The sequence below is a fragment of the Microbacterium sp. NPDC078428 genome (assembly GCF_044542535.1).
GTDB lineage: Bacteria > Actinomycetota > Actinomycetes > Actinomycetales > Microbacteriaceae > Microbacterium > Microbacterium limosum.
Window position 1 is genome coordinate 522875 of sequence record NZ_JBITUP010000001.1, and the last position, 11385, is coordinate 534259.

At 67.6% G+C, this 11385-nt stretch carries 11 protein-coding genes; 10 read left to right on the plus strand and 1 reads right to left on the minus strand.

The features are described 5' to 3' along the window. Positions 1-338 precede the first annotated feature (338 nt). The 9 genes from ACIGCK_RS02485 (at position 339) to ACIGCK_RS02525 (ending at position 9444) form a co-directional block, all read left to right on the plus strand. Positions 339-785: a type II 3-dehydroquinate dehydratase gene (locus tag ACIGCK_RS02485; protein ID WP_396663517.1), complete on the plus strand. Its 447-nt coding sequence runs from the start codon at positions 339-341 to the stop codon at positions 783-785. Then, positions 782-1642, plus strand: a complete 861-nt coding sequence (locus ACIGCK_RS02490; protein WP_396663518.1) for a shikimate dehydrogenase — start codon at positions 782-784, stop codon at positions 1640-1642. The genes ACIGCK_RS02485 and ACIGCK_RS02490 overlap by 4 nt, the downstream gene beginning before the upstream one ends. Beyond that, a complete protein-coding gene (locus tag ACIGCK_RS02495) occupies positions 1639-3453 on the plus strand; it encodes a TIM barrel protein (RefSeq protein WP_396663520.1) in 1815 nt (604 codons plus the stop codon). Before ACIGCK_RS02490 ends, ACIGCK_RS02495 begins: the two co-directional genes overlap by 4 nt. Positions 3454-3460: 7 nt before the next feature. Then, complete coding sequence (locus ACIGCK_RS02500) at positions 3461-4588, plus strand: sugar ABC transporter substrate-binding protein (RefSeq protein ID WP_396663522.1); 1128 nt, start codon at positions 3461-3463, stop codon at positions 4586-4588. Further along, a complete protein-coding gene (locus tag ACIGCK_RS02505; RefSeq protein WP_396663524.1) occupies positions 4575-6092 on the plus strand; it encodes a sugar ABC transporter ATP-binding protein in 1518 nt (505 codons plus the stop codon). The genes ACIGCK_RS02500 and ACIGCK_RS02505 overlap by 14 nt, the downstream gene beginning before the upstream one ends. After that, complete coding sequence (locus tag ACIGCK_RS02510; protein WP_396663526.1) at positions 6089-7090, plus strand: ABC transporter permease; 1002 nt, start codon at positions 6089-6091, stop codon at positions 7088-7090. Before ACIGCK_RS02505 ends, ACIGCK_RS02510 begins: the two co-directional genes overlap by 4 nt. A gap of 17 nt (positions 7091-7107) precedes the next feature. Further along, a complete protein-coding gene (locus tag ACIGCK_RS02515) occupies positions 7108-8019 on the plus strand; it encodes a cyclase family protein (protein WP_396663528.1) in 912 nt (303 codons plus the stop codon). 22 nt (positions 8020-8041) lie between these two features. Further along, positions 8042-8683 carry a TetR/AcrR family transcriptional regulator gene (locus ACIGCK_RS02520; RefSeq protein WP_396663529.1) on the plus strand — a complete coding sequence of 214 codons (642 nt, stop codon included), beginning with the start codon at positions 8042-8044 and terminating at the stop codon, positions 8681-8683. A gap of 158 nt (positions 8684-8841) precedes the next feature. Next, entirely contained in the window at positions 8842-9444 is a 603-nt protein-coding gene (locus tag ACIGCK_RS02525) for a hypothetical protein (RefSeq protein ID WP_396663530.1), read from the plus strand. Between the two features lie 15 nt (positions 9445-9459). Here ACIGCK_RS02525 and ACIGCK_RS02530 read toward each other — a convergent pair whose 3' ends face one another. Beyond that, positions 9460-10305 carry an NAD-dependent epimerase/dehydratase family protein gene (locus ACIGCK_RS02530; protein ID WP_396663532.1) on the minus strand — a complete coding sequence of 282 codons (846 nt, stop codon included), beginning with the start codon at positions 10303-10305 and terminating at the stop codon, positions 9460-9462. A gap of 74 nt (positions 10306-10379) precedes the next feature. Between ACIGCK_RS02530 and ACIGCK_RS02535 the strand changes: the two genes are divergently transcribed. After that, entirely contained in the window at positions 10380-11372 is a 993-nt protein-coding gene (locus ACIGCK_RS02535; RefSeq protein ID WP_396663534.1) for a LacI family DNA-binding transcriptional regulator, read from the plus strand. Positions 11373-11385 lie beyond the last annotated feature (13 nt).

Sequence of the window (11385 nt, forward strand, 5' to 3'; positions counted from 1 at the left end):
TGCGCGGACCAAGTCCGTCCGGCGGAAAGCTCCGTAGCCGTCCCATCAGGGCGGATGATCGCCTTAGGCGAGGTGGGGTAGCGGGCAGCGCCAGCTCCCACCTCGGCCGCGGCAGGGGGGTGCTCGGTGTATCCCAGCGCCGCGCCGACCGGCGCTCGCATTCGACTCGCAGATGAGCACGCGGGCGACCTCGGTCACCGCCGCCAGGTCGCCAAAGCTGGTACTGGTGATTGTGAGCCGACGCGCCTCTGCGTGCGGCGAGGGTCGTGGCGCTTGACAGTGCGTCCGCAAGACCATATTGTACGAACTAGTTAATACGTTATGGAGTCGACGGAGACATGCCACATTTGCTCATCCTGCACGGCCCGAACCTCGGGCTGCTCGGTTCGCGGGAGCCGAAGGTGTACGGGACGATGACGCAGGACGAGCTCATCCGCTCGGTCAGTGATCGCGCCGCGCACCTCGGGTGGGAATCCGACTTCATTCAAAGCAACCACGAGGGTGTGCTCATCGACGCGATCCTCGACGCGCCAGGGCGTTATGACGCCATCCTTCTCAACCCATCGGCCTTGACGCACACTTCTATCGCGCTCCGTGACGCGGTCGGTGCGGTGCCCGTCCCGGTGGTGGAGGTTCACCTGAGCAATGTGCATGCGCGAGAGCCATATCGCCGCGTGTCCTACGTCGCCGAGACTGCCGCCGCGACCGTGTCGGGTGCGGGACTCGACAGCTATCTCGCCGCGCTCACCATCCTCGAAAGTCGACACCGGGGAGTGAACGCGTGACTCTCGTCGGGCTCCTCGGAGAAGGAATCACCACTTCGCTCACTCCTCCGATGCATCGTCGCGAAAGCAGCCGGCTGGGTCTCGATTACGAGTATCGGATCATCGATACCGCGATCAGCCGGCGCCCGATGGCCGAGCTTCCTCGCATCATCGCCGAGGTCGCCGATGAAGGTTATGACGCTCTGAATGTGACACATCCGTTCAAACAGCGGATCATCCCGTATCTCGACGAGCTGACCCCGGATGCTGCAGAACTCGGTGCGGTCAACCTCGTCGTATACACCGACGGCCGCACGACGGGACACAACACGGATTGGACCGGATTCAGCTTTGCGCTGCGGGAAGGCCTCGGCTCCGTCCGCGGGGATCGGGTTCTGCAGGTCGGCGCCGGCGGGGCCGGTGCCGCGACATCCTTCGCTCTGCTTCGATCGGGCGTAGCCGCTCTTGCCATCATTGATCGCGACGATCAGCAAGCGAATCTGCTCGCGGCCCGCCTCAACGATCTCTTCCCCGGCACCGACGTGCTCGTCATATCGATGGGGGAGTTCGACCGCGCGATCCGCGGGGTCGACGGTGTGGTTCATGCGACACCCACCGGAATGCTCCACAACCCCGGTCTGCCGTTCTCCCTCGACGCGGTTCCACGGGACGCTTGGGTTTCGGACGTGGTCTATCTGCCGCTCGAGACGGCCCTGGTGCGCGGGGCGCGGGAGCGCGGTCACCGTGTGCTGGACGGAGGGTTGATGGCCGTGGGGCAGGCTGTCGACAGTATCCGCATCATCACCGGTCGTGAGCCCGACGCATCACGCATGCGTGCCGACTTCCTCCAGCTCGTCGAAGAGGAGATGGCGCCGTGAGAGCGACGTCCATCGCCACTGTGTGCCTGAGTGGCGCGCTAGACCAGAAGATCGACGCGATCGCGCGCGCGGGGTTCGACGGGATCGAACTTTTCGAACCGGATCTGATCGCCAGCTACTCCTCCCCTGAAGAGATCGCTCGGCGGGTTGCGGACGCCGGCCTGCGCATCGACCTGTATCAGCCGATCCGCGACGTCGAAGCGACGACACCCGACGCCTTCGCGCGCGCTCTACGACGAGCGAAGTCGAAGTTCGACGTGATGCGCCAACTCGGAGTCGACACCGCGCTGTTGTGTTCGAACGTGGCGACCGCCGCCACCGATGACGACGACGTGATGGCCGAGCAGCTGTATGAGCTGGCGCAAGCTGCCGCCGACAGCGGCGTCCGTGTCGCGTACGAGGCGCTCGCCTGGGGCCGCCATGTCTCCACGTACGATCACGCCTGGCGAATCGTCGAGAGCGTTGATCACCCCGCGCTCGGTGTGTGCCTCGACAGCTTCCACATCCTCGCCCGCGGCAGCGACCTTGACGGCATCGCCCGGATTCCTGGCGAGAAGATCTTCTACCTGCAGCTCGCCGACGCCCCCCGCATGAACCTCGACCCCCTCAGCTGGAGTCGCCATCACCGTCTCTTCCCGGGCGAAGGCGATTGGGATCTCGTGGACTTCACGGGGAGGGTGCTCGATGCCGGGTACTCCGGCCCGCTCTCGCTCGAGGTGTTTAACGATGTGTTTCGCCAGTCTCAGCCCGTGCTCACGGCTCGCGACGCGTGGCGCTCGCTGGCTCGCCTGGATATGCAGCTGGATGCGCGCACGGCCACGTCCGCGCCGAATCCCGCGGTGAGGGGAGTGAGCTTCGCTGAACTTCAGCCGGGCGACGTGGGACAGCTCGAGTTGCTGCTCAAGATGCTCGGGTTCGCCCGCCGCGGGGTCCACCGGCGTAAGGACCTTTCGCTATGGGTGCAGAATGAGGCCCGGGTCGTCGTGAACCGATCGCTGCTCGGTGCGACGACACGCATCGCCGCGATCGGGCTCGATGTCGCCGATGCGGAGGTGGTGCACCGGCGCGCGGCGGCGCTGCGCATCCCCCGAGCTCCGCGCGACCGTGCAAGCGACGAGGCGCCCCTGGACGGATATGTCGCCCCAGACGAGACGATCGTCTTCGCGGACGGGGATGTCGCGGGCTGGCTGGGCGAGTTCGAGCACCCGGCTCCTGTGGAGCCTGTCGGAATCACACGGATCGATCATGTCTCCCTTGTCATGCCGTGGCAGCGGGCCGCTGAAGCCCAACTCTTCTTCTCGTCACTGCTCGAGCTGCGACGCTCCGCGAGCGTTGATGTGTCGAGCGATAGGGGCTTGATGTCGAGCACCGCGCTGACACCCGCAGCTCCCGGCCCCGGCGTCATCATCAACGTTCCCCCAGCGCCGGGAATGGAGTCGATGTTCGTGAACCATCTGGCGTTCACGTGTACCGACATCCACAGCACGCTGGAGATCCTTCGCGCGCGCAACATCCGGACGCTGTCCGTACCCGACAACTACTACGACGATCTCCTCGCGCGCGGAGATCTGTCCGAGAAGGCCGTGGCACGTCTGCGTGCACTGGATCTGCTCTACGACCGGGACGACGACGGGGAGTTCTTCCATGCCTACCTCCCGGCCATGGACGGCGTCGAGTTCGAGCTTGTGCAACGCACGCACGGCCATCGAGGGTATGGCGCGGTCAACGCGCCCGTGCGTCTGGCGGCGCTTCGCGCCGAAGCCTCCCCTCACCGCTACGCCTGGCGGGAAGGGGTGCGCGCCGCGAACTGAGAATCCGATGACCCGTCGTGGAGCCGATTTGTGCCGCGATGGACAGCACCACACCACGTGCAAAACTGCACACGCACCAACACCTGAAAGGGAATCAAAGGTGAACCCTCGAATCCACAACACCCGCCGCCGCATGGCAGCGGCACTCGCCCTCGCCGCCGGCATTGCGCTCGTCGCGACCGGTTGCGCGTCCGCGGAACAGGGTGGCGGAGCGGCCGCCGACGACCAGATCGTTGTCGGTTACTCCGGCTACACGCTCACGAACCCGTACTTCGCCGGCCTGGTCAAGGGCCTGGAGGAGGGGGCGGAGGAACATGACTTCCGCCTGATCCAGACCAACTCCAATGGCGATAACAACACGCAGGCCAGCGACATCCAGAACCTGGTGAGCCAGGGAGCGGACTACATCGTGGTCAGCCCGGCGGATGCCTCTGCCATCGTCCCGGCAGTGGAGGCCGCCGCCCAGGCGGGTGTGACGATGATCGCCATCTCGGACACGATCGACTCGGAAGCGATCACATTCACCGTTGCCATGGACCACGTCACGATCGGTGAGCAGAGTGCCCAGGGCATGGTCGACTTCCTCATCGAGAAGTACGGCGAGCCGCGCGGCAAGGTCGTCGAGATGCAGGGCATCGCCGGAAGCGCCGCGGGCGCTGATCGCACCACCGGGTTCGACAACGTCATCAGCCAGTACCCCGAGATCGAGGTCGTCGCGCGCGCGGACGGCGGATTCGATACGGACAAGACCTTCCAGGCCATGTCGACGATCCTCCAGGCACACCCCGACGTCGACGCAGTCATGAACGCCAACGACAGCGAAGCCCAGGGCGCCACCAAGGCGATCGAGGCTGCTGGACTGTTCTTCCCCGTCGGCGACCCGAACCACATTTTCGTCACCGGGAACGACGCCCCGGCGCCGGCGATTGCCGACATCCGCGCGAACCGGCAGGACATGACGGTCGCCTCGAACCCGATCCAGCTCGCCGCCCTGGTCATGGACAACATCGCCGCGCTCGTCGCCGGAGAGACCGTCACCGGATTCATCGAATGGCCCGGTCAGATCATCACCCCGGCGAACATCGATTCGGACGAGGTGCGCGAGTACGGAATCTGGGCGGATGAAGTCGGCTGACATTGTTCGCGTCACCCTCGAGGGCGTTTCCAAGACCTACGGATCGAACACCGTTCTGAAGGATGTCGGATTCACCCTCGAGGGGGGCACGGTCACCGGACTCGTCGGCGAGAACGGCGCCGGTAAGTCCACGCTCATCCGCACCCTCTCGGGTGCCGTCGAGCCGACGGCAGGGCGCGTCAGCATCGATGGCGAACCGCTGCCTCGCTCGACCGGCGCCGTCATCGAAGCGGGTATCAGCGTCATCTATCAGGAGTTGACCGATATCCCTGATATGTCGCTTCTCGAGAACGTGCTGCTCGGAAACCTCACCTCACGCGTGGGCGTGAAGCGTCGGAGCGAGAACCTCAGACGTGCCCGCGCCGGCCTCGCTCGTGTCGGGCTCGACGGTCTCGACCTCGACACCCCGATCCGGAACCTCACGATCGCGCAGCGCCAGCTCGCGGAGATCGCGCGCTGCCTGATCCGCGACGCGCGCGTGCTGATCCTCGACGAGCCGACCTCGTCGCTTCCCGAGCATGACGTCGAGACTCTGCTGCGCGTGGTGACCGACCTGCGCGCGCAGGGGATCGCCGTGCTGTATGTGACGCACCACCTGGACGAGCTGTTCCGCATCTCGGATCGCCTCGTTGTGCTGCGAGACGGCGAGAAGGTCGCCGAGGGACCCACCTCCGAATGGGACGAGCGGAGGCTCGTTCGCGCGATGCTCGCCAAAGATCTGGAACAGGCCTACCCGTGGCGCGAGCGGGAGGTCGGCGATCGTGTGCTGCAGGTCGAGGACCTCACAGCGCCCGGCATTCGCGGGGTGTCGCTGAACGCACATGCGGGCGAGGTCGTCGGACTCGTCGGTCTCGCCGGCGCCGGCCGCACTGAGACGATGCGTGCCATAGCGGGCGCGACACCGGCCGAAGGCGGCACGATCACCATCGACGGCTCGGCCCTGCGCCGCCGCGCTCTGCGCAACGCGCTGCGGGCCGGAGTCATGTATGCGCCCGAGGACCGCAAGCGGGACGGTCTCGTTCTCGACGGAAGCATCGAGTCGAACCTCGTCTACGGCGATTACCGCACCGTCTCGAGGTGGGGAATCCTGATGCCCCGAGCGCTCGCGCGGAAGGCACGCGATGTCGCCACGCGCTACGACGTTCGGATGCATTCGCCCGGTCAGGCCGTGGGCGAGCTCTCGGGTGGCAATCAGCAGAAGATCGTCGTCGCTCGGATTTCTGAACGCGCGCCGCGAGTCGCCCTCTTCGACGACCCGACGCGAGGCGTCGATGTCGGCGCGAAGGCGGGCATCTACGACGAGATCTTCGCCCTTGCCGAAGCGGGCGCCGCCGTCATGGTGTGCAGCTCTGACACTGATGAGGTCCTCGCCGTCGCCGATCGCGTCTACGTGCTCGTCGCGGGATCGGTCGTGGCCGAGATACCCCGCGAGAGATTCGAACGAGAAGACATCCTCCACCTCTCCGCGGGTGGGAACGCAAGGAACGGAACGCCAGCCCCATGACCTCCCCCAACGCCGCTGCCACCGCGCGCAGCCCCTGGGCCGACCGCGGTCGCGCAGCCCTCAACAGCACCCTGCTGCCGATCGTCGCGGCGCTCGTCATCGTGTCCGTTGTGCTGTCGGTGCTCACGCCGACGTTCCTGACGGCGAGCAACCTCACCAACATCGTCACACAGAGCGCCGTCGTCGGCATCGCCGCCATCGGCGCCACCTTCGTCATCATCACGAGCGGGATCGATCTCTCGGTCGGCTCGAACATCGCCCTGTCCGGCATGATCGGTGCCATCGCCGCCCAGATGACGGGCAGTGGCCTGGTCGGCATCGCAGTCGTGCTCCTGGTCTCCTCCCTCGTCGGGGCGTTCAACGGCGCGTCCGTGGCCTGGCTGCGTCTCGCCCCCTTTATCGTCACGCTCGCGGTCATGGGGATGGCGCGAGGCCTGACCCTGCAGATCAGCCAGGGCCAGTCCGTGTACGGGCTTCCCGAGTCGCTGAACTGGCTGGGCGCATCCGCGATCTTCGACGTGAAGACATCGGCGCTGGTCACCGTGCTGCTGTTCGTCATCGCTCATCTGGTGCTCTCGCGCACGACCTTCGGCCACCGCATCTACGCGGTCGGCGGCAACGCCGAAGCGGCGCGTCTGGCGGGGATCAACGTGCGAGGCATCGTGTTCTCGACATACGTCATCGCGGGTGTCACGGCCGGCATCGCCGCCCTCATCTTGCTGGGCCGTCTAGACTCGGCGACGCCCAACGCCGCCACGGGCACCGAGCTCCAAGTCATCGCAGCCGTCGTGATCGGCGGAACGAGCCTCTTCGGTGGCAAGGGCAGCATGATTGGCACCTTCGTGGGTGTGCTCCTCATCGGCGTGATCAACAACGGCCTGACGCTGCTGAACGTCTCATCGTTCTGGGTGCAGTTCGTCCAAGGCGCGCTGATCTTCCTCGCGGTGCTGCTCGACTCGGTCAATACACGCCGCCGCTCGCGGCGTTCGCGATCCTGACCCGCAAGATGGAAGGCGTGGAACACCGCACCCTGGGACGAGAGCTCTCCAACTGGGGTCGGTGGGGCGAGGCTGACCAGCTCGGCACACTGAACCTGCTCACTCCGGAACGCCGCGTCGAAGCAGCTCGCAGCATCCATGTCGGCATCAGTATGGACCTCTCTCTACCACTCGACGAGCACGGTCCGCAGCTGACGACCGGCTCTCGAGGCAACCCGGTGCACGTGATGACCCGATTGCCGAGCGCTCCCGCGGACGTCGGCGGCTTCCACTACTTCGACGATGCGCTGTTCCTGCATCTGCAGGGCGCGACACAGCTCGACGCGCTCGCACATGTCGCCTACGACGGGCTGCTCTACAACGGGGTCGATCTCGGGGTGGTGACGACTTCGGGAGCTACGCGTCTCGGCGTCGAGAACCTCGTGGGGCGGATCTCGGGGCGCGGAGTGCTGCTCGACATCCCGCGCTCACAGGGCCGGGATTCGCTCGGGCCCGGTGAGCCGGTCACGGCAGCCGATCTCGACCGTGCCGAGATGCACGCGGGAGTCGCGGTGGGCCCGGGTGATCTGCTGCTCGTGCGCACCGGATGGCTCGCGACCTTCACGGAGCGAGGCGATCGTGAGCGCTTCTTCGCCGCCGAGCCGGGGCTCGATCTGAGCACAGCCCGCTGGCTGCATGAGCGAGATGTCGCGTTCGTCGCCTCCGACAACTGGGGCGTCGAAGTGTCGCCCTCCGCATCGGGCGATGCCATGCCGCTGCACTGCGTACTCGTGCGTGACATGGGCATGCCGCTGGGGGAGATGTTCGTACTCGACGATCTCGCTCGCACGGCAGCCTCACTGGGCGCCTCCACGTTTCACCTGTCGTGCGCGGGCCTGCGCGTGACGGGCGGGGTGGGCACACCCGTCAGCCCCGTCGTGACATTCTGATCTCGGCGGGCGGGAAGAGACCATGACGAACACCACCGACACGACGCGCAGGAAGCGCGACCCCGAGCAGACGAAGCGCGACATCCTCGAGGTTGCGACGACGGAGTTTGCAGCCCAAGGCCTTTCCGGTGCCCGCGTCGACGAGATAGCGGCGTCGACCCGCACTACCAAGCGGATGATCTACTACTACTTCGGCTCAAAAGAGGGTCTCTACCTCGCCGTCATGGAGTCGGCCTATCACGTGATCCGCCAGTTGGAGCGCAATCTCGATGTCGAGGCTCTCGCGCCGCTCGACGCGCTCCGATCGCTCGCCGAATCGACGTACGACCACCACACCAGCCACCGTGACTTCGTCCGCTTGGTCTCGATCGAGAACATCCATCGCGCCGAGATGATCTCGAAATCGGCCGTCATCCCCGATCTCAACCGGACGGCGATCGACACCCTCTCGAGGGTCCTGAGGCGCGGGGTCGAGGCCGGCGACTTCCGCACCGACATCGACGCTCTCGACCTGCACATGCTGATCAGCTCTTACGCTGTGTTCCACGTCGCAAACCGCTACACCTTCCGCACGCTCTTCGGTCGAGATCTGCTCGCCGATGAGCGTCATGCGCACTATCGGCGGCTCGCGGGCGACATCGTGGTGTCGACAATGAGAGCCTGAGCGCACAACTCGGCCGAGGCCGATCGAGGGCGAGATCTATACGCGCACTGCGACCATTCCGGGCGCGGGTGGGCTCGGGCGCCGCTGCTCCCCGATCGTATGTCCCGCTTCCTCCCAGGCGGGTGGGGTGAAGTGGTCGAGAACCACGAGGGGGACGGATGACGCGACGGGCTCCGGGGCGCACACGCCGGGTCGTCTTCGGCGCCGCCGCCGCGGGTGCGCTCGTCGTAGGTGGGGCGGTCGCCGCAGTTCAGGCGCTCGCCGCACCGGCGGAGCCCGTCATCCCGGTCGTCTGCGTCGACGGCGTTCCGCACGAAGACGCGTCCGTCGCCGGGTTCCGAGGCGAGCAGCTGCACAACGCAGTGGCGATCATGGCGGCGGGCCACGAGCTGGGCCTCGGCTTCGACACTCAGCGCCTCGGCGTGATGGCGGCGATGGGGGAATCGGGGCTGCGCAACATCGACTACGGCGACTGGGAGACCTCGGGCCAAGGCAACCCCGACGGCACGCCCACGTCGTCGATCGGCCTGTTCCAGCAGCAGGAGTGGTGGGGGAGCGCCGAGGAGCGGATGGACCCGCACACGGCCGCGTCCCGGTTCTATGCTCGCCTGGCGCAGACAGCGGGGTGGCAGCAGCTCGAGCCTTCCCACGCCATCCACCGGGTGCAGATCAACGACGACCCGAACCACTACTCGCGCTGGGAGCGCGCCTCGATCGATGTCGCGGCGGCGCTCACCGCGGGCGGCTGCCTGATCCCTTAGCGGGCCCGCGTCCGATCAGCGCGACTCGTCCCGCCACGAGTGACGCGGCTCGTACCCGAGTAGGCGCCGCGCCTTCGTGATGGAGAGCATCGTGTCGTGTGCGCCGAGGTCGCCGTGCACGGGGACGTCGGGGAAGACTTCGGCGACGAGCTCGGCGTTCGGCCGCGTCGTGACGGTGTCGGCCGCCGCGATGATGAAGCGGTCGAAGCCGGCCGGCGCGGCATCCAGGGTCCGCTCGATGGCCTGCGCGCCGTCGCGGGCGTCGATGTATCCCCAGAGGTTCCACTTGCGGTCGCGAGCGTCGTCGTCGTAGGGGAACGCGGCGTAGTCCTCGGGCACCATCACGTTGGAGAAGCGCAGCGCCGTGATCGAGAGGTCGGGGTGCCAGCGCACGAGCTCGGTCGCGAGCTGCTCCTCGAGGTGCTTGACGAGCGAATACACCGACTCGGGTCGCGCGGCGTACTCCTCGTCGACGGGGATGTAGGGCGGCGGCACGTCGAAGGGCAGGCCCAGCACGGTCTCGCTGGAGGCGTACACGATGCGCCGGATGCCGAGGCGTATCGCGGCCCAGAAGACGTTGAACGTCGCGGCGATGTTGTTGTGGAAGGTCGCGACGTCGGAGCGGATGCCCGGCGCGGGCACGGCGGCGAGGTGCACGAGCGCGTCGACTCCGTCGTGGGTGTCGTTTACTCCCGCGAGGGCGTCGATCACCTGGCCGTAGTCGGTCAGGTCCACCTGCACGAACCCCGGTTCGCGGACGCCGACGACGTCGAGTCCGATGACCTCATGGCCGGCGGCGCGCAGTTCGCGCACGACGACCGAGCCGAGCTTGCCGGACGAGCCGGTGAGTGCGATGCGCATGCCCCCAGGCTCGCACACGCACGTCGTGCCCGAGGCCGTGGCTACGCTGAAGCCCGAACCGGAGGAGAAATCGGATGTCGCAGCCGCCTGTCGCCCGCGCCGTCGGCGTGCGCGATGTCGCCGTTCGTGCCGGGGTGTCGACGCAGACCGTCTCGCGGGTACTCAACGCACACCCCCACATCCGCCCCGAGACGCGCCAGCGGGTGCTCGACGCCATCGAGGCGCTCGGCTACCGCGTCAACAACGCGGCCCGAGCGCTCGGCACGAGCGTGACGCGCACGATCGGCATCATCGCCTCCGACGCGAGCCTGTACGGGCCGTCGGTCGGCATCGCGGCGCTCGAGCGGGCCGCGCGCGCAGCGGGCCGGTGGGTGACGACGGCCTACGCCGACGCGGCCGACGAGGACTCGGTGCTGGCGGCGGCCGCCCACCTGCGCGAGCAGGGGGTGGACGCGATCGCCGTCGTGGCCGCGCACACCGGATCGTTCGCCGCGCTCGTGCGGCACGGCGGAGTCGCGATCGTCGCCCTGCACGGCGACGCGGCGGCGCACCGGCAGGGCGCGGCCCTGGCCGTGGCGCACCTCGCCGAGCTCGGCCACGAGCGCATCGCCCTGCTGGCCGGCCCCGACGACTGGACGGAGGCGGTCGCCCGCGAAAGAGGATTCGACGACGGGCTGGCAGCGCGAGGACTCGTGCGTGCCGGCCGGTGGCGGGGGGATTGGACGGCCTCCGCGGGCGCGGCCGCCGCGGACGAGATCGCGGGGCTGCTCGGCGCCCCCGGCGCCCCGACGGCCGTCTTCGCCTCGAACGACCAGATGGCGCTGGGGCTCGTCGCGGGCCTGCGGCGCGCGGGCGTCGACGTTCCGCGCCAGCTGAGCGTCGTCGGCTTCGACGACAACCCCGACGCCGCCTTCTACACCCCCGCGCTCACGACGGTGCGGCTGGACGTCGAGGCGGAGGCGCGGCGCTGCATCGCGGCGCTGCTCGGTTCGGCGGATGCCGAGGCATCCGCCCCCGCCGCGCCCGTCCTCGTCGTGCGGGAATCCGTCGGGCCACCCGACGCGTGACAGAAGACACCTG